Genomic DNA, 17,286 nt, shown 5'->3' on the forward strand with positions numbered 1-17,286 from the left:
GCGTCGGTATGAGGGACACTCTCACTCGTGCTCATGCGCTCTTCTCCCCAAGCCAATGGTCACGGCCCTCGAGGCGCCGTGCCGGCTCCCGGCTCAGCACAGCGGTGAGAGCACCCAGACTCTCCAGATTATGCACCGGCCGGAAATCGTCCACATGCGGCATCATGGCGCGGGCGCCCTGTGACCTCGGCTCGTAACCATCCCAACGCAACAAGGGATTGAGCCAGATCAGACGCCGGCAGGACTTGTGCAGTCGCTCCATCTGGCGCGCCAGGCCGTCACCGCCTTCACGATCCAGGCCGTCGGTGATCAACAGCACCACGGCGCCCTGCCCCAGCACCCGGCGCGACCAGTTGCGATTGAACTCTTCGAGACAGGCACCGATGCGGGTACCACCGGACCAATCCTGTGCCGCTTCGCCCACCTGCTCCAGCGCCACGTCCACATCCCGTTCGCGCAGGAAGCGGGTGACGTTGGTCAGTCGGGTGCCGAAGAGGAAGGAGTAGACCCGGTCGCGATCGCTGGTGATCGCATGCATGAAGTGCAAAAAGAGCCGGGCATAGCGGCTCATGGAACCGGAGATGTCGCAGAGCACGACCAGTGGCGGATGTCGCGTGCGGCGCTTGCGCCACTCAAAGGGAATGACGTCTCCCCCGCTGCGCAAGGCCCCGCGCAGGGAGGCGCGCAGGTCGGCACGGCCGGGATTGGGGCTGGGGCGGAAGCGGCGGGTCGGAAGTGCCATGATCGGGAGCGTCAGGCGCTTGATCGCCTCCTTGGCGGCTTCCAGCTCCGCCGCGGTCATCTTCTCGAAGTCCTGCTTGCCCAGGGTCTCGCGCTCGGACCAGGTCATGATCGCGTCGAGTTCGACCTCGTCCTCGCCGGACTGCTCTTTCTGGCCGCGCGCCTGCTGCAGCGCTTCGGCCACGCGCCGGTTGATCTCCTGGCCCTTCTCCGGCTCCTGCTCCACCTTGAGGTCCGGCAGGAGCAGGGCCCGCAGGCGGTCGAGCAGCTTGGGATTGCGCCAGAAAAGATGGAAGGTCTGCTCGAAGACCTCTTCCTGATCGTGCCGGTTGACGAAGACCGCGTGCAGCGCCCAGTAGAAGTCGTCCCGTCGTGCCAGACCGACCGCACGAACAGCCTCGATCGCTGCCAGCACCTTGCCCGGCCCAACCGGCAGGCCGGCCGCACGCAGGGTCCTTGCGAAGTAGACCAGGTTCTCCGCCAGGCGGCCCTCGGCAGCGTCCCGGTCAATCCGCTCGGCCTGGGAGTCGTAGTGCAGCTTGCGTGCTGCTTCGGCGAAGGGATCGCTTTGACTGTCCGTCATCGCGTTGGCCTATTTGTCGGCCAGCGCAACCTCGCGCTTGACGTCTTCAAGCAGGCGCGCGGCCTCGCTGCCTTCGATCTTCGCAATGTCGTCCTGGTACTTCAGCAGAACGCCAAGGGTGTCATCCACCGCCGCCGGGTCGAGCGCCACCTTGTTGAGCTGGATCAGGGCTTCCGCCCAGTCGATGGTCTCGGCAATTCCGGGGAGCTTGAAAAGGTCGTGCTGGCGCAGACCCTGCACAAAGCTCACGACCTCGCGGGCCAGTTCGGCCGACACGTTGGGTGCCTTGACCCGAAGAATCTCCAGTTCCCGCTGGGAGTCCGGATAGCCGACCCAGTGATAGAGGCAGCGCCGCTTCAGGGCGTCGTGGATCTCCCGGGTGCGGTTGGAGGTGATGATCACAATCGGCGGTTCCGGCGCCTTGATCGACCCCAGTTCCGGGATGGTGATCTGGAAGTCGGAAAGCACCTCGAGCAGGAAGGCCTCGAAGGGCTCGTCCGCCCGGTCCAGCTCGTCGATCAGCAGGACCGGCGGGCCGGCCGGATCGGGCTTGAGCGCCTGCAGCAGCGGGCGTTCGATGAGAAACCGTTCGGAGAAGATATCGGCGGTGAGCGCCTCGCGATCCTGCTGTCCCGCTGCTTCGGCCAGACGGATCTCCACCATCTGCCGAGGGTAGTTCCACTCATAGACCGCGCTGGAGAGATCGAGGCCCTCGTAGCACTGCAGCCGGATCAGGCGCCGGCCCAGGGCCCGGGAGAGCACCTTGGCGATCTCGGTCTTGCCGACGCCGGCTTCGCCCTCCAGGAACAGCGGCCGCCCCAGGCGCAAGGCGAGGTGCACCACCGTCGCCAGACTGCGGTCGCTGACATAGTCGGCGCTGCGCAGCAGCTCGGCTACGCCATCAACATCCTGGGGAAGCTTCCGGTCTTCGTTATCCAACGGCACGCGTGACTCCTTAGCAGGGCAGGTAGTGGGGTTTGGAGCGCAGCTCCCGAGCGTAGATCTGCCCGACCGCCTCAACGCTCACCCCTTCGGCCTGCGCCTTATCTTGGTAAACCTGACGGCGCTGATCGTTGATCCGTTCCACAACGCTGCGCACGCTGTTGTCGATGGCGCGCATGTAGCCGTTCGGCAACTCGCAGGCCTGTCCGTCCCGGCGGAGATCTTCAGCCGACTGGGCGGCAGCCGGAAGGGGAGTCATGAGCGCCACGGCGGTTACGGCGGCAAACGCCAAGGCGGTGAAGCGATATCTGGCCATCATCGGACCCTCATCTGGTCTTGTTTTCCTGCGTTTCCAAGAGACGACATCAGAAGATATCGGGGTTGGACTGGATATCCTCACGCGCGCTCTCCTCCAGCCGCACCCGGACATCCGCATCCAGGCGGACATTCAGGTTGATGGTGATGGGGTCGCGCGGCGCCTCCACCCTGACGGAGGGTTCGCAGGCGCTCAAGACGACGGCGAATGCCAACAGCCCGGCGGGCAGAAGGCGGGGGTGCAATGGTGTGGCTGTCAGCACGCTGGTGCCCTTCCGTTGGTGGTGCCGCTTCGCAAAGATCGCACGTGATTGTGGTTTCCGCAGGGCTATCGCACAAGCCTCCAGAGTTCGTCCATCACGCCCCGCTGGATCCGCTGGCTTTCGGCCAGAGCCTCGAGCAGCGGCGCAGCATCGGTTTCCAGCGTAATGTTGAGGTCGAAGGGATGGCCATCGAGCACGTCGGGGTTGGCGCCCAGCAGGTGCAGGCGTACCTCGGTGTTGCCCACGGGCGGCTTGTGCAAGCCGATCTCCAGTTCGTCGTAGTGGAAGTTCTCCAGGGCATCGAACATCAGCGAAACGGCTTCCCCGCCGGCCGCGAGGGCCGAGCGGGCGTCAGGGGAGGTAAAGGCAATGATCCCCCCGCCCTCCCCCTCTATCTGCCCCTGGTCGATGGAGAAGGTGCCATTGGCAAGCGTTAGCGGCACCGCGCCCGAAACTCGCCCCTCTCCACTGAGCTCATCCAGGCCAATCAGGGCCAGGAGGCTTTCAAGATCCAGGGATTCGAGCTCGACCCGGCCGCGATAGGTCTGGGCGGAGGTTTCGGCGCTGGCTTCCACCAGTCGCATCTGACCGCCAGCGAAGTCCGCCTGGGCGTACTGAACGCTCAGGTCCGGAATGCCGCCAGTACTCGGTGCAACAGCCAGGATCGCCTCCAGATTGGTGACCGGAGAAATGCCGGTGTCGATGCGGGCGACGCGCAGGCGCTGGGCCTCGCCCGTTCGTGGGGGCTGCAGGCCAACCAGGCGGAAATCGCTGTCGATGCCCTGCAAGCGGGTGGTGCCGTAGGTGAGGTTGAGGTCCTCGATGCGCAGGCGCAGATCGCCGTCGAAGCCGGCGGACGACCAGGTCAGCCTGCTGCCAGCCCGCAGACGGCCAGCGGCATCTGTGATCTCCGCCGTGTAGGGGCCAAGCGCGGCGGGCTGCAGGCCGCCCGGCGCAAAGGTGACCGGGCCCAGCGCGAGTTGGGCCTGCCCTCGTCCGGACTCGACGTCATGGCGCCCGTCGATGGACAGAGAGAGGTCCCCGTCCAGCCCTCCGGCCCGGGCGACAAAGGAGAAATTCCGCTCGAGCCGGGCGGTCAGATCGAGCGGCGGGAAGAGCGCTGGCACGGCATCAGAGTAGAGGCGCCCGCGCTCCAGGATCAGAAGCGGCTCGTTCTCATCCAGCGGCAAGGCCAGCCGCAGGTCCGCGAGCGTCATCTGGTGCGATGCCAGATAAAGGCCGCCGCTCTCCAGAGTGGCGCGCGCGTCCTGCAGACCGTCGGCGGACAGGGCGGTCTCGAAGCGGAAATCGAGCGCCTGCAGTTCGAGGTCGCCGACGCCCTCGGCCGTGGGGCGCAGCGTGAGCGGCTCTGCCTGGCCCGAGAGCAACAGGGTGCCCTGCAGGTTCTCCCCAAGCTGGAACCAGCCCTCGGCCTGTTCCAGCGACAGAGAAACCTGCTCCAACTCCGCCAGCGCCGGGGGGACGAGCCGGTCGGCGCGCAGGGAAGCGATCCGACTCAGCGAGACCGTCAAATCCTCCGCGCGCATGTCATAGCGGGCTTCCAGCGGCAGGGAGAGGGTCAGGTCCTCCGCCGCGACCGGCTCCACAGCCAAGCCCTGCGCGGTCGCGTCCAGGTCCAGTGCCAGGGAAAGAACCTCTCCTTCTGCCTCCAGGCGCCCCGTCCCGTCGGCTTGCAAGCGCTCGGCATAGGGCGTGGCGGGTCCGGAGAGGCTGAACGCGGTGAGTTCGACCTGCCCGCCGTCCAGGCCCTGCAGCGGCCAGGGCAGGCTGGCGCTGAGCGCGGCTTCGGCGCGGCTGCCGTCCGGCAGGCTCAGCGCCAGGTGCAGCGCAGAGCGAAGGGGCGCATCGCCGGCAAGCCGGAGCAGCGGTCCCGCCTCACCGGCCTCCAGACGCAGACTGCCGCCACCGGCCAGCCGCTCGGCCAGGAGCGGCGGCATGTTTTCCAGCAGGGTGGGATCGATGCCGGTGAGCGTCAGCTCCAGCGGCCGTGCCAGGGCGAGTTCGCTGGCGCTGCCCTGGCGCGCGGCGCGCAGCTGCCCCTCCAGGCGCTCCACCTCGCCCCAGCCGGGCAGTTGGAGGCCCTCGGCTGTGACATCGAAGTCGCCCGCCACCTCGCGGGAGGCCAGCCAAAGGGTCCAGTCGGCGGGCGGCAGGGCGTCGAGATAGGGGATGGCGGGCAGGGTCAGCTCGCCGCTGGCGCCCAGGTCGAGCCGTCCCGCTTCGGGGCGGGGCGCATCAGCAGGCAGGAAGGCCGCCAGGGCAGCGGCCTCGCCCTCCAGCCCAAGCGCAAAACTGAGAGGCTGCCCCGCGGTAAGGTCATGGCCCTGCAGGCTGAGCTGGGCCGTGCTTCCGCGTGCCGGCCAGTCGAGCGCCGTCGTGAGGTCAAGCCTTTGGGGTCGCAGGGCCACGAGGTCGCTGTTCAACGTCCCCTTGCCCGTCAGGCCGTCGGGGCCGCTGAGTGCGAACTGCAACGCCAGGGCATGCCTCTCGCCCGCCTCCGCTTCGCCGCTCGGCTCCAGGCTGCCGGCGAGGTCGACGGCCAGCGGACCGGCCGGTGTCCTCAGCGCCAGGTGGCTGTCCTGCAGCTCGACGCGCGGCAGTGGCGGTGGGTGCTGCGGCAGGGGCGAGCGCCAGTCGTCCTCGGCAGCGCCATCCTCCTCTCCGCCCTCCCCGAGCAGGCTTTGCAGCTCCCCCAGCAGGGGCCGTTCGCCGGTGAGGTCGAGGGTCAGGTGCAGGCCCGTGATCCGGGCCTCGCGCAGCTCGCCGCGCAGCAGGTGCCGGGGCGAGAAGTGCAGTTCGAGCCGTTCGACCCGCGCGTCTTCCAGGCGCAGGTCGGTGAGCACCAGCCGCTCGAGGCCGATTTCCACCCCGCCAAGCTCGCCCTCGACGCCCTGGGCCTGGCGCCACTGCTCGAAGGCCTGCAGCGCCAACTGCGTACGGAAAATCACCGCCGCTCCCGCCAGCAACAGCAGCAGGAGCAGGATGATCAGACCAAGAAGGGCGGTGAGCCGGAGGGCGCGCATAGCGCGGTTAAACCTAAGTCACTTCGCGCGCTTTGGGAATTGCGTTCCCTCCCGCCGCGTTCAGGCCGCCACTCAGGCCGCCCGAGACACCAGGCTCCTCGATCACCCGGCCATGGCGTGGGCGGCCGAGGCCAGGAGGTCCTTGCCGAAGCTGCGCTGGTAGTACTCGGCAACGATGGGGCGCTCGATCTCGTCGCACTTGTTGAGGAAGGTGAGGCGGAAGGCAAAGCCGATGTCGCCGAAAATGCTGGCGTTCTCCGCCCAGGTCAGCACCGTGCGCGGGCTCATCACCGTGGAGATGTCGCCGTTGATAAAGCCGGCGCGGGTCAGGTCGGCCACGGCGACCATCGCCTTGATGGTCTGGCGGCCCTGCTCGCTGGCGTAGTCCGGCAGCTTGGAGAGCACGATCTCCTCTTCCTGCTCATGCGGCAGGTAGTTGAGGGTGGCGACGATGTTCCAGCGGTCCATCTGGCCCTGGTTGATCTGCTGCGTGCCGTGATAGAGGCCGGTGGTGTCGCCCAGGCCGACGGTGTTGGCCGTGGCGAAGAGGCGGAAGGCCCGGTGCGGGCGGATCACCTTGTTCTGGTCCAGCAGGGTCAGCTTGCCCTGCACCTCCAGCACGCGCTGGATCACGAACATCACGTCGGCGCGCCCGGCGTCGTACTCGTCGAAGACCAGCGCCACGGGATGCTGCAGCGCCCAGGGCAGCAGCCCCTCTCGGAACTCGGTGACCTGCTTGCCGTCCTTCAGCACGATGGCGTCCTTGCCGATCAGGTCGATGCGGCTGACGTGGCTGTCCAGGTTGATGCGGATGCAGGGCCAGTTGAGCCGGGCCGCCACCTGTTCGATGTGGGTGGACTTGCCGGTGCCGTGGTAGCCCTGGATCATCACACGCCGGTTGTGGGCGAAGCCGGCGAGGATGGCCAGCGTGGTGTCGCGGTCGAAGCGGTAGCTGTCGTCCAGGTCGGGCACATACTCGCAGCTCTGGCTATAGGCCGGAGCCTTCATGTCGCTGTCGATGCCGAAGGCCTCGCGCACCGAAACCTCGGTGTCGGGCAGACCGGTGGGCATTCCCTCGGCGTTCTGCGTTTCTTGTGCCATGGACAACTCGAATCCTCGCTTATTGGATAACAGGCGTTGGGTGTCAGGTCGTAGGTAGTGCAGCAGACCTCAAGCGTGAAGCGCTTTCAGCGTAGCGTAGGCCTGCGTCACGCGCTTGAGTCGCTCTTCGGCCCGCCGGTCGCCGCCGGTGGCGTCGGGGTGCAGGCGCTTGGCCAGCTCGCGGTAGCGCCGGCGGATCGCGGCCAGGTCGCTGCCCGGCGGCAGGCCCAGCTCGTCCAGCGCCCGCTCCGCCTCGCCGCGGCGCGCGCCTTCCTTGCCTCCGCCGGCATCGGACTTGCGGCGGCGGAAGTCTTCGTTCTTGAAGCCGGAGAAGTCGCGCGCCTTGCGCTCGGCCTCGCGCCAGGCCTGGGAGGCGCGGCCGAGCTGCCAGGTGGGCCGGTCCCAAGTGTGGGCGCGCCGCCGGTCGGCCTCGATCTCCGCCTCGCTCATGCCCTGGTGATAGTTCCAGTCGGCATTGTAGGCGCGCACATGCTCAAGACAGAACCAGAGATACTCGCGCAGCCGCCCGGGCGCCGCCGGCGCGCGATAACGCCCCGCCTCCGCACAGCCCGCCTGCATGCAAGGCTGCCAGCCCTCCGCGCCCAGGGCGCCGGGGCGAGCCTGAAATTCCGTCTGCGACATGGCGGCGAGTATGGAAAGGCGGGAGGGTGGATGCAAGGTGTGGTGTGGGGGAAGGGAGCGCGAACTATCCGGGCTTCACCGCAGCGAAAAGTCTTCATGAGCCAAAGTAAGGTTCGGATTGTAGGCGGGGTCCTTGTCCAGTTTTTCGCCCCAGGTGCGGCGCATGTGCTCGGCTTCGGCGCGGGCGCGGGCGCGTTTGGCTGCGGTATCGTCTGCGCCGCGGGAGATCGATTCGTGGTGATAGAGTTCGGCGTAGGGGGTCCAGATGTTGCGATAGCCAGCTTCGCGCACCTTGAGGCAGAGATCGACGTCGTTGAAAGAGATCGGCAGATTCTCTTCATCTAGTCCCCTCACCTCCTCAAAGACCGCGCGGCGGACCAGCAGGCAGGCAGCGGTCACAGCGGAGAGATTATGCGCCAAGTGCAGGCGGGTGAAGTAGCCAGGCGCGTTGCGGCTGAAGTATTTGTGGGCGTGGCCCGCCACACCGCCAATGCCCAGGATCACGCCGCCGTGCTGAACACTGTCATTGGGATAGTAAAGCTTGGCGCCGACGCAGCCAATCTCCGGCCGGCAAGCCTGGCGCACCATCTCGTCCAGCCAGCCAGCGTTGATCGGCTCGATGTCGTTGTTGACCAGCCCCAAAATCTCGCCGTGGGCGGCCCGTACGCCGAAGTTGTTGATGGCCGAGTAGTTGAAGGGCCTGTTCCAGGGCAGCACCCGCACCCGCGTGTCCCGCTCCGAAACCTCATGCATGTAGCCGAGCGTCTCAGTGCAGCGGCTTTGATTGTCGAGGATCAAGAGTTCGAAGTTGGAATAGTCGGTGCGTTCGAGGATGGCATCGACACAGGGCTGGAGGATCTCCACACGGTCCCGGGTGGGAATCAGCAGGCTGACCAGCGGTGTGGGCTGTGGTAGCGGCCAGCGCACGCGGTAAGTGTTGGGGAAGTGCCCCGCCTCCACCTCGGCCTCGGGCGCCTGCGCACTCACCGCGTCGCGCACCGCCGCCAAGCCTGCACGCCCAGTATAGTCCTTCTGGCCGCTGTTCAGCGCCGTGGAGCCCTCCTCCGCGCGCCAATGGTAGAGCACCCAAGGAAGATGCAATATCTGCTCGGTCTTGAGCCGCCCCGTGACTCTCAGCGCCAGATCGTGATCCTGGGCACCCTCGAAGCCCTCGCGGAAGCCGCCCAGCTCGCGCACCAGCGCCGTGCGGTAGACGCCCAGGTGGGAGATGTAGTTCTGGGCCAGCAGCAGGTCGGGGTTCCAGTCCGGCTTGAAGTGCGGGTCGAAGCGCTCGCCCTCGGCGTTGAGCTTGTCCTCGTCGCTGTAGAGCAGGCCGGCGTCGGGTCGCCGCTGAAGCGCTTCGACCACCCGAAAGAGCGCGTCAGCTGAGAGGCGGTCGTCGTGATCAAGCAGCGCCACGAACTCGCCGCGGGCCATATCAAGAGCGGTGTTGCTGGCAGCACAGATATGCCCGTTGCGTTCTCGACAGACAACTTCGATGCGCGGATCGTTCTCGGCGTAGTCGGCCAGAAGCGATCGCACCTCCGGATCGCCCGAAGCATCGTCGGCGATGCAAAGTTGCCAGTGTGGATAGTACTGCGCCAGCACCGACTCCAGGCACTCACGCAACCAAGAGATGCAGGGGTTGTAGACTGGCACTACAACCGAAATCAGGGGTTGGCTGTCGAAGGATTCGATTGCCTGCTGCGCTGCTTCGGCGGACAGCACCGGATGTGTCTCCAGCCACAGAGCGTAGTTCCCGCCCGCGCTGCGGCGCTCGAAGGTTTCCGCGTAGTGCGCCAGAGCCAGATCACGCCAGTGAACATCCAGCTCCTTGGCTTGGCGCCGCAGCACCGGCAGCACCTCCTGGGGGCACAGGCCGTGCCACTGAGGATGTAGTCTGGCGAGCCGTCGGCTGAGGCGGTCCCGAGCAAACCAAGGCGTCACCCAGACAAGCCGGAAATGGATCAGGCTGAAGCAGCCCTCCCCTTCCATGGGATCGATACGCAATCCCCGCAACCGCGCCGAAAGGAACAGCAGTCGCTTGCCCATTTGCCCGCTGCTCAGACATAGGCTGACGCTCGCCTCTTCACGAAAGCCGCGGCCCGTATCCGGATAGAGTTTAACGACTGCTTTGGGCTGGTCGTGTTCCAAGGCAACTTCGAGCATGTGCCAGCCCCAAAGCCCTTGCCCTGGTGCGAGAAATTGGGGATCCTCCCCGGCCGCTCGCCACTCAAAATCCGCTGCTCCACCCTCTGCGCGATCGAGTTGGTGATGCGGCTGCAAAAGCGGCATCGGCAGAAGCACCAGCGGTGTCCTGTCCAACCAGCGGGATCTTCTGACGAGCCGGATGTAATTCTGCGCGTTCATCCCGCCTCTTGCCTGGGAAGTGTCCGCGGCTTCCAAGGGAAGCGCTGGCCGGTCTGCGCCACCCGGCACTGTACTCGGTCATCTGCGGAAAGCGTCACCGCCAGTTCGAAGCCAACGTAGCCACCGCGGGGGGGCTGCTGCCGACGGAGTGGAGGGCGCAGATCGACGGCGAGAAGCGCGGCAACCTGCTCGTCGTTGATCGACACCTCCACCTCCACTGGCTCCTCGCTGTTACCCGCCCACCAAGCACAGCCGGAGATTCGGTCGGGCTTAAGCGCGTCGAGGCGAGCATGCGCCCAGGGCTTGTCCTCTTTGAAAAAGTGATAGCGGCTATCGAAAAGCGTCACTGCCTGAGCATAGAGGGCGAGGTCGCGCCGGTTCAGGCGCTTGAGCTCCGCCTCGTCCCTTGGCGAGAACTCATGCACCGCTTGAAGGCTTTGTTTGCCGCGATTGTCGGCGCGCAACGCAATCTCGGTGCCGAAATGCGCGTTGAGCAGTTCCAGACTTCTAGCGTAGCGCTCAGTCAGGCCCGCAAAACCGATCGTCTCGATTTCGATTCCCTGCAAAAGCTTGCTCTGGCGATTCTGCATCGTAGGGCGTGAGTAGAAATCCTCGAAACTGCCCTTATAGTCGAAATGACGGACAAAATGGCCGTACTCCGAGGCGATCCTTTGTAATGGTTCGCGCAAAAAGGTGAGAGTTCGACCAGCCCCGAAAAGAGCAAGAAAGCGACCGACCCCGACATGTCCGCCGATCATCGCGGTGTCGCGCTGATGGCAGGCTAGCTTGAAGCCCCAGAAGTCCTTCGTCTCGCCGTAGAGGAGGTCCTTAACGAGTGGGTCCGTCACTGAGGAGTCTGGACCGTAGTCGTAGACGATGCGCTCTCGACCGAAAAACTCTTCCGCCCCCAACCGAAAGCTAGTCCCGGCAGTTTTCGGCACGTGAACAAAGAAAATCGGTGACATCAGGTCCATTGCTCCAAATGAGGCACAATTTCTTCACTTATCAATTCTGGCGGTTTGGTGAATTGCCGGTTTCAATCTCTTTACTTGAATTCCTGTAATGACAGCGGCATCTGTCATGGGGTTGTCATCCCTTGCCGAAGAGACTGAAGCGACCATTCTTCCAGGCTTTCCGGCCCCCCTTGTTTCCGTCGAGCGCGTCAGAAGCGTTCAGAGAGTTCACTGACTTTTTCTTGGTCGCAACCTGTTCCGCAATGACATCAAGTTGCTCCGAAGTAAAAGTGTAGGCCCCGTCCGGGATGCTGTCCTGGGTCGGGCGAATATCACGCTCCCTGCTGTACTGCACGGCCTGGGGCAGTCGCTCGTTCACGGCGGCTATGTCGTCACTCAACCGATTCCAGAGAGCAATCTGGGCTTCGAGGGGGGGGCGCATGTCATCGGACTTGATGTCGGGGCAATTGTTGCAGAGGGCGTCGGCAAGCGCGTTGCCAGCCCCACTTCCAATCTGCTTGTTGATCGCTAGAAGCAAGGCAATCTCAGATCTTGTCATGGAGCGATTGACTCTATCCGCAGGGGGAGTCGACAGCAAAGCTGTATCGATTCCCAGCCATTGAGCAGTCACACCAAGGATGCTCCGCTTTTCCACAGAATAATTGCGGACAGTGACTTCTGCTCCCAATTCTGAACAGAATTCCAAGGCTGACATGACTCGTCTTGGCATATTATAGATGTCTAGGTGCTCAATTAAACTGGTCGCGCTGGACCGCCGCTTTACTGTTTGCTGATAGACTGAGCAGCAGTGCTCCACTGGATCCCGGATGAACAGCAGGATGCATATCTTGTCTGGTGATATTTCGGCGATTCTTTTCTTTATCAAGTCCCTTCCCTGCTTGCGTACGAAGTGACCAAAAAGCCCCTCTCCGCTAAAGAAAAGATTCGTATCGCCTCCCCGCCGATACTCCAGAAAAACCCGTGTGTTACCTGATGATATTTTCCCCTCTGCGGCGGCCTCAGCGTTCTTTGGAAGGGGATAGGTAATGCCCAACGCTCCCAGCGCTTCTGCGCTTCGCGCAAAGGTCGACTGAAGATAGCTGCTTCCGGTCTTTCCGTGACCTATGTGCAGGAACAGTTTTCGCATCGCTGATCCCCCTCCCGTTCATCCCCCAAACCCAAGCCTGCCGCGTGCCCTTTGCCGACGCCATCTCTGCCCTGATCCGGTTCGGCGGCGGCGGTACCGTTGATGGGCTTGAGGCGACGCCAGGCACGGTGCCGGAGCGAGTCCAGCTCGACCCGCTCTCCAGCCCCCCCCTGTTCTGGAGCGGCCGCTTCCTAATCCTTGGAATCAGAGAGACGCAGGCTGATACGCTTGGTCAGAACCGCCTCCCCTCCCTTCTCGCGCTCGACCTGGCGGATCTGGATGCGGCCGAGGCCCGGCATCCGAAGGCGCGCTTCATCACGCTCATTCAACTCCGCGGCGAAGGCTTGCAGCACGCGGCGCGTGAGGACACCCAACTGTCGATCACTCAGCGCCTCGCCGAGATCGGGATGCGCCTGCTTCATGCGTTCAACAAGAGCTTCAGGCTTGAGCACTTCCATCTCGGAAGCCTCGGTGCCGCTGGCATCATCATCACTCATCGTGACCATTCCTTTTCTGAACAGGAGACTTGGGCGGTGGTGCCCACTCTTTGAGGATCTACCTCAAATGACTAATCATAATGGCTTAAGCTTCACGCCTCATTCAACAAATGTCAAACCTACCATCGCAACATCATGACAACTATCATATCATCAACAATCTGCGTACCCGAATATCTCGAAATCCCTTTGGTAAATCTTAAAGAGTCGCCTCCTTATGTTCTCCGTTACAAAGTTCTCGTGACTGAGTGCACCGATATCGAGAAGATTTGCCGGGGTCGCACCGAGGTATTCAGCTACCCCGGTTGCCACAGGTGTTTTGTTTGCGGACGCATCGAGGTATTTTATGCCAGTTTCCTCGCACATTCTTTTCATATCTGCAGGGAAATTCTCCACCTTTGCCACGACATCATAACTGCCTCTCTTTGCTCCCGGCGGCGCCTGAGTGTCCCAGTGCGGGTTTATCTTCTGAAGTTTTCCACTGTCTCGCAAGTGATGTTGCAGCTCTATAGCATCCACAAATTCTTCAAAACTCAGATCGTTGGTTTTCGGGTCGCCACCGAAGTGTGCGCGATGAAACAAGAACAATTCCCGGGAAAAGGATTCCATCGTTTCAAGCGTCACTGCTTTCTTGCGGTGTATGACGAACTTGTTGAGGTACGCGCTGATCGCACGATCGACAGGATGGCGTGTTATTACGACAGTCCGGTAACCCGCTCGTATAAAGGGCCGGCATTTCGCCCAGCGCAAACTGTTTCGGAGATAGTGGCGATTCCCCCTACCGAAGTTGAATGCGAGCGTCCGAAAGAGCGTTGTGCAGGCACACTTTGGTGACCAGAAGTAAATCGTCTTGTTCTCTTCAGAAGGGAAACCGCGTCTCGCCACCCTTACTCTCCCACAACATTTTGCTCCTGTTATCCACCAAACGTCGCCGCATCCCGGAAGGCCATCCCCTGCCCGTCCTTCTCCGACACCCGCGGCGGCTGGCCGCCGACCAGGGGCCAGGCGATGGCGAGGTCGGGGTCGTCCCAGCGGATGCAGTACTCGTCGCCGGGGTTGTAGTAGTCCGTGCACTTGTACTGGAACTCGGCCTCCTCGCTGGTCACATAGAAGGCGTGGGCGAAGCCCGGGGGGACCCAGATCTGTTGCTTGTTCTCGGCGCTGAGCGTCGCACCCACCCAGCGGCCGAATGTGGGGCTGGGGCGGCGCAGGTCCACCGCCACGTCGAAGACCTCCCCGCGCGTCACCCGCACCAGCTTGCCCTGCGGCTTCTCGAGCTGGTAGTGCAGGCCGCGCAGGATGCCGTGGGCGGAGAGGCTGTGGTTGTCCTGCACGAAGGTGTAGGCGCCGCAGTGCGCCTCGAAGTCCGCCTGGCGGAAGGTTTCCATGAAGAAGCCGCGCTCATCGCCGAAGACCTTAGGCGTGAGGAGGACGACGTCGGGGATGGCGAGGGGGGTGAAGTTCATGGGATTCCGATCAGACAAAGAGCATAGGGGATACTAACCTTTAGAGGTATAGGGTCCAAGCCTTCCTATCCCCCTTGCCACACCGGCGCTCGGTCCAGTTCTGCGCCGCACAGAACGATCGCCGATTGCGTTCAGTGGTGTTGCCCGCTTTCTACCCTTTTTCCCTCAGCCGCTGCACAGTGCGATGGGCGCCGCACCACATGCGGTAGTACATGCCGGCCGCCTTGGCCATGGCCTGCTCATGGCGCATGGCTTGCCGGTGCGCGGACAGCGCCTCAAGTCGCGCCTCGTTGGTCTGCGTGTCCTCAATGCGTTCCAGCAGTGCCAACAGCTGCGGGCGCAGGCGATAGCGGGCGCGCTGGGCATCCGGCAGGTCCCGCACAAAGGCGATGCCGTTCTCATAGCCCTGCACCAGTTCCTCGGCGAGTGCATCGGGCGCCAGTTGCGTCCGGGTGCAGCGCCCGGAGTAGTTGAACCAGCGGGCACGCTCCCAGTTCTCGGCATCGAGCCAGCCCGGTCCGCCGAAGTGATCATACACAAAGACCGGTGTGCGCGACGCCAGGCAGTAAGGCACGGTCTTGCCAATCGTCACCACCGCGTCGGCTTCCAGCAGGGCCTTGGGATCGAGGCGACGCCAGTGGTCTCCTCCCCGGCCGTAGTGCGTCACGGCGATGCCCTGCTCGCGCAGAAGCGTGATGGCCGCACCTAGCTCCTCCGGCAGATGGTTGCTGACCACCAGCAGATGCTTGAGTTCCGGGCGATAGTCCCGCTCCGCCCTCCAGAAGCGCGGCGGCGCGGCATTGTCGAACAGGCGGACCTTCTCTTCCGGCAGCCCCTCCGCGGTGAAGTAGGCCCGCGCTTCTTCGGAATGCAGCCAGATCTCATCGGCGAGCAGCGGCTCATGCACCAGGCCGGGCTGCGAAAGCGGGAAATTGAGATCCACGTGCAGGAACACGAAACGGGTTCGCGGCCGCATAGCCTCGCTTGGCTCATAACTCAGCACCGGCGCAATCTGGTTGATCACCATCACCAGATCGAAATCCAGAGCGTTGATCTCGTCGCTGGCCACCACGGTCCGGGCACCAGTGCGCTCGGCGACACCCTGCATAGGCTGGCCGAGGAAGTTGGCGCAGATCTGCACCTCGTGCCCGGCCTGAAGGAAAAACTCGGCAATTTCCTGGATAACCAGTTCGGACCCAGCAATCTCCTGTAAATGGTTGGTGCCCAGCAGTATTCTCACAGGCCCGCCAGCCGCTTCTCCCAGGCCCAAGCGTGACGAATGATGGTCTCCAAGTCGCTGTAGCGGGGCTGCCACCCCAGCTCCCGCTTGGCGCGTGTGGCGTCGGCCACGAGGCGGGCCGGGTCGCCCGGCCGGCGCGGGCCCTCCTTGACCGTCAGGAAAAAGCCGTCCTCCGCCACCACCCGCTGCGCAGTCTCGATCACCTGCTGCACCGAGAATCCTTGCCCGTTTCCCAAGTTGTAGGCATGAGCGCCCTGCTTGTCTCCACTGATCAACGCGTCCAGCGCCAGAGCGTGGGCGGTGCAGAGGTCCTCCACATGAATGTAATCGCGCACGCAGGTGCCGTCCCCCGTAGGGTAATCCCGGCCAAAAACCGTGATCGAATCGCGACGACCGGACGCCGCCTGGAGGATGAGCGGAATGAGGTGAGTTTCCGGGTCATGGCACTCTCCCAGTTCCCCTTCCGGATCGGCGCCACAGGCGTTGAAATAGCGCAAACTTACGGAGTTCAGGCCGTGGGCGGCATGAAAGTCCCGCAGCATGGCTTCCACCATGAGCTTGCTGGCGCCATAGGGATTGATAGGCCGCTGCGGATGCGTCTCGGCTATAGGTACTTGTTCCGGGTTGCCAAAAGTTGCAGCTGTGGACGAGAAAATAATGTTCTGAATCTTATGACGGGTCATCATTTCCAAGAGATTAAGAGTGCTAACTACGTTGTTTTGATAGTATCGGCCGGGATGTTGCATCGACTCACTGACAAGGCTTAACGCTCCAAAATGCATCACGGCGTCGACACAATGCGCACTAAATAGCCGTTGAAGCAACTCACGGTCACCCAAATCGCCAACCACTATCTCGCCGTACCGCGCAATTTTCAAACAACCAGTGGAAAAATTGTCCAGAACCACCGGTAAATGACCAGCGCGGATAAGCCACTTCGCCACGTGGCTACCGATGTAGCCGGCACCCCCGAGCACAAGAACCTTCATCCGCTTAGCGTCCATTTGTTCAACCGCATTCGCGGCTTTTGGCAGTTTGGATCATATCGCTGAGGCGCCTTTATGAGGCTGAATTTTATTAGGCTTAATAGCAAACGGGATTTATCGGAGAGATATAATACTTCGAATGTCTGCTGACGGGTTCCAACCAAAAGGGTTAGCATCGATCAGCGCATTAAGGTCAAGCTTAATTTTCCGTCCATCGAACGAGACAGCCGATACGATATCGGCGCTCGTCAAGTCAGCAGCCCCCATATCAAAGCGAACAGGATGCTTGACCTTATCCACGGATATTAGATAGTCCCAGTACTTAAACGTACCCCCCCAAGGCGACTCAGATTCCAGCCAAGCATTTGGAATGCCATAGGCGTCTGCCAAAATAAGCCCATGCAACGAGGAAGATACTATTCGTTTGCATGAGCAAATATCTTTCACAGTATCTTCAATAGCATCTGTGTTAAGATCTATAACTTTTATGTTTGTTTTTGATAAAGACTTACGCCACTTTTGCTCAGAGTGCCTTATGATCACTCCCACATCGTGTTTTTTCTCTATTTCCGGTTGGTAAAACAAGGGAACAAGTAGTCCTGGATCTCCGTAAATGTCGGGACAATGGCCTCCGGCAGTCAGAATCTTATTACGAGTTAATGGCCCACGTACAGCTAAGTACTTAGCTCTCTTTTCCACACGTTCTTTCTGCTCAGTGCCAAACGAACCTACACCCCAAACAATGGAAGTAGATCTCACGTGACCTAAGATTGACCCCACTACTACATAATGGACGCATGAACGGTTCTCCTTTATAAACGTAACTGGCCTACCCGTCATCCGTTCTACGAGCCACGGGGCTAAAAGATCGCCAAAATTAACGCGCAGGTCCCAATAATGAAGTGGAACACACTCAATCGTTTTAATCATCCAGTCACCACTCTTTCATGGTTTATTTGATGCCCTTGCAGTAGGCAAACACACATCTAGCGGCGC

General features: G+C 62.4%; 16 protein-coding genes. 1 reads left to right on the forward strand and 15 read right to left on the reverse strand.

All coding sequences use genetic code 11. The annotated features are described in order from the left end of the window. Nucleotides 1-31: 31 nt before the first annotated feature. From ABZ720_RS00235 to ABZ720_RS00280, 10 genes are all read right to left on the reverse strand, one after another. Nucleotides 32-1,324, reverse strand: coding sequence for a vWA domain-containing protein (locus ABZ720_RS00235; protein ID WP_366552596.1), 1,293 nt, complete (start codon nucleotides 1,322-1,324; stop codon nucleotides 32-34). A gap of 9 nt (nucleotides 1,325-1,333) precedes the next feature. Continuing rightward, nucleotides 1,334-2,269 carry an AAA family ATPase gene (locus ABZ720_RS00240; RefSeq protein WP_438264058.1) on the reverse strand — a complete coding sequence of 312 codons (936 nt, stop codon included), beginning with the start codon at nucleotides 2,267-2,269 and terminating at the stop codon, nucleotides 1,334-1,336. A gap of 10 nt (nucleotides 2,270-2,279) precedes the next feature. After that, nucleotides 2,280-2,585, reverse strand: a complete 306-nt coding sequence (locus tag ABZ720_RS00245) for a DUF1318 domain-containing protein (protein WP_366552598.1) — start codon at nucleotides 2,583-2,585, stop codon at nucleotides 2,280-2,282. Between the two features lie 46 nt (nucleotides 2,586-2,631). Then, nucleotides 2,632-2,844: a YnbE family lipoprotein gene (locus tag ABZ720_RS00250; RefSeq protein WP_275822319.1), complete on the reverse strand. Its 213-nt coding sequence runs from the start codon at nucleotides 2,842-2,844 to the stop codon at nucleotides 2,632-2,634. A 65-nt stretch (nucleotides 2,845-2,909) separates the two neighbouring features. After that, nucleotides 2,910-5,888 (reverse strand): intermembrane phospholipid transport protein YdbH family protein, encoded by a 2,979-nt coding sequence (locus ABZ720_RS00255; protein WP_366552600.1) that lies wholly within the window; start codon nucleotides 5,886-5,888, stop codon nucleotides 2,910-2,912. Nucleotides 5,889-5,990: 102 nt separating this feature from the next. Further along, entirely contained in the window at nucleotides 5,991-6,989 is a 999-nt protein-coding gene (cobS, locus tag ABZ720_RS00260) for a cobaltochelatase subunit CobS (protein WP_366552602.1), read from the reverse strand. 69 nt (nucleotides 6,990-7,058) lie between these two features. Next, nucleotides 7,059-7,568, reverse strand: a complete 510-nt coding sequence (locus ABZ720_RS00265) for a J domain-containing protein (protein WP_366552604.1) — start codon at nucleotides 7,566-7,568, stop codon at nucleotides 7,059-7,061. 138 nt (nucleotides 7,569-7,706) lie between these two features. Continuing rightward, nucleotides 7,707-9,683: a glycosyltransferase family 2 protein gene (locus ABZ720_RS00270; protein ID WP_366552606.1), complete on the reverse strand. Its 1,977-nt coding sequence runs from the start codon at nucleotides 9,681-9,683 to the stop codon at nucleotides 7,707-7,709. Between the two features lie 314 nt (nucleotides 9,684-9,997). Further along, nucleotides 9,998-10,975, reverse strand: a complete 978-nt coding sequence (locus ABZ720_RS00275) for a hypothetical protein (RefSeq protein WP_366552608.1) — start codon at nucleotides 10,973-10,975, stop codon at nucleotides 9,998-10,000. Between the two features lie 115 nt (nucleotides 10,976-11,090). Next, nucleotides 11,091-12,101: a hypothetical protein gene (locus ABZ720_RS00280; protein ID WP_366552610.1), complete on the reverse strand. Its 1,011-nt coding sequence runs from the start codon at nucleotides 12,099-12,101 to the stop codon at nucleotides 11,091-11,093. Between the two features lie 44 nt (nucleotides 12,102-12,145). Between ABZ720_RS00280 and ABZ720_RS00285 the strand changes: the two genes are divergently transcribed. Then, nucleotides 12,146-12,652 (forward strand): hypothetical protein, encoded by a 507-nt coding sequence (locus ABZ720_RS00285; protein WP_366552612.1) that lies wholly within the window; start codon nucleotides 12,146-12,148, stop codon nucleotides 12,650-12,652. Nucleotides 12,653-12,751: 99 nt separating this feature from the next. Here the strand turns inward: ABZ720_RS00285 and ABZ720_RS00290 are convergent, their stop codons facing one another. The 5 genes from ABZ720_RS00290 to ABZ720_RS00310 form a co-directional block, all read right to left on the reverse strand. Further along, nucleotides 12,752-13,483, reverse strand: a complete 732-nt coding sequence (locus tag ABZ720_RS00290; RefSeq protein WP_366552614.1) for a sulfotransferase family 2 domain-containing protein — start codon at nucleotides 13,481-13,483, stop codon at nucleotides 12,752-12,754. Nucleotides 13,484-13,512: 29 nt separating this feature from the next. After that, nucleotides 13,513-14,064 (reverse strand): dTDP-4-dehydrorhamnose 3,5-epimerase, encoded by a 552-nt coding sequence (gene rfbC, locus ABZ720_RS00295; protein WP_366552616.1) that lies wholly within the window; start codon nucleotides 14,062-14,064, stop codon nucleotides 13,513-13,515. A gap of 151 nt (nucleotides 14,065-14,215) precedes the next feature. Further along, a complete protein-coding gene (locus ABZ720_RS00300) occupies nucleotides 14,216-15,304 on the reverse strand; it encodes a hypothetical protein (RefSeq protein ID WP_366552618.1) in 1,089 nt (362 codons plus the stop codon). Next, the gene (galE, locus tag ABZ720_RS00305; protein ID WP_366552620.1) at nucleotides 15,301-16,293 is read right to left on the reverse strand and encodes a UDP-glucose 4-epimerase GalE; all 993 of its coding nucleotides are present in this window, start codon (nucleotides 16,291-16,293) and stop codon (nucleotides 15,301-15,303) included. The genes ABZ720_RS00300 and galE overlap by 4 nt, the downstream gene beginning before the upstream one ends. Before the next feature lie 111 nt (nucleotides 16,294-16,404). Then, nucleotides 16,405-17,220 carry a polysaccharide pyruvyl transferase family protein gene (locus ABZ720_RS00310; protein ID WP_366552622.1) on the reverse strand — a complete coding sequence of 272 codons (816 nt, stop codon included), beginning with the start codon at nucleotides 17,218-17,220 and terminating at the stop codon, nucleotides 16,405-16,407. Nucleotides 17,221-17,286: the final 66 nt, after the last annotated feature.

This window comes from Aquibaculum sediminis (genome assembly GCF_040712085.1).
In the GTDB taxonomy this organism is placed as follows: domain Bacteria; phylum Pseudomonadota; class Alphaproteobacteria; order Kiloniellales; family DSM-21159; genus Aquibaculum; species Aquibaculum sediminis.

What these genes read in the sequence shown, in the direction of transcription:
- ABZ720_RS00235 (WP_366552596.1), bottom strand. Translation starts at nt 1,324, where the DNA reads ATGACGGACAGTCAAAGCGATCCCTTCGCCGAAGCAGCACGCAAGCTG.
- ABZ720_RS00245 (WP_366552598.1), bottom strand. Translation starts at nt 2,585, where the DNA reads ATGATGGCCAGATATCGCTTCACCGCCTTGGCGTTTGCCGCCGTAACC.
- ABZ720_RS00255 (WP_366552600.1), bottom strand. Translation starts at nt 5,888, where the DNA reads ATGCGCGCCCTCCGGCTCACCGCCCTTCTTGGTCTGATCATCCTGCTC.
- cobS (WP_366552602.1), bottom strand. Translation starts at nt 6,989, where the DNA reads ATGGCACAAGAAACGCAGAACGCCGAGGGAATGCCCACCGGTCTGCCC.
- ABZ720_RS00265 (WP_366552604.1), bottom strand. Translation starts at nt 7,568, where the DNA reads ATGCAGGCGGGCTGTGCGGAGGCGGGGCGTTATCGCGCGCCGGCGGCG.
- ABZ720_RS00270 (WP_366552606.1), bottom strand. Translation starts at nt 9,683, where the DNA reads ATGGGCAAGCGACTGCTGTTCCTTTCGGCGCGGTTGCGGGGATTGCGT.
- ABZ720_RS00275 (WP_366552608.1), bottom strand. Translation starts at nt 10,975, where the DNA reads ATGGACCTGATGTCACCGATTTTCTTTGTTCACGTGCCGAAAACTGCC.
- ABZ720_RS00280 (WP_366552610.1), bottom strand. Translation starts at nt 12,101, where the DNA reads ATGCGAAAACTGTTCCTGCACATAGGTCACGGAAAGACCGGAAGCAGC.
- rfbC (WP_366552616.1), bottom strand. Translation starts at nt 14,064, where the DNA reads ATGAACTTCACCCCCCTCGCCATCCCCGACGTCGTCCTCCTCACGCCT.
- galE (WP_366552620.1), bottom strand. Translation starts at nt 16,293, where the DNA reads ATGAAGGTTCTTGTGCTCGGGGGTGCCGGCTACATCGGTAGCCACGTG.
- ABZ720_RS00310 (WP_366552622.1), bottom strand. Translation starts at nt 17,220, where the DNA reads ATGATTAAAACGATTGAGTGTGTTCCACTTCATTATTGGGACCTGCGC.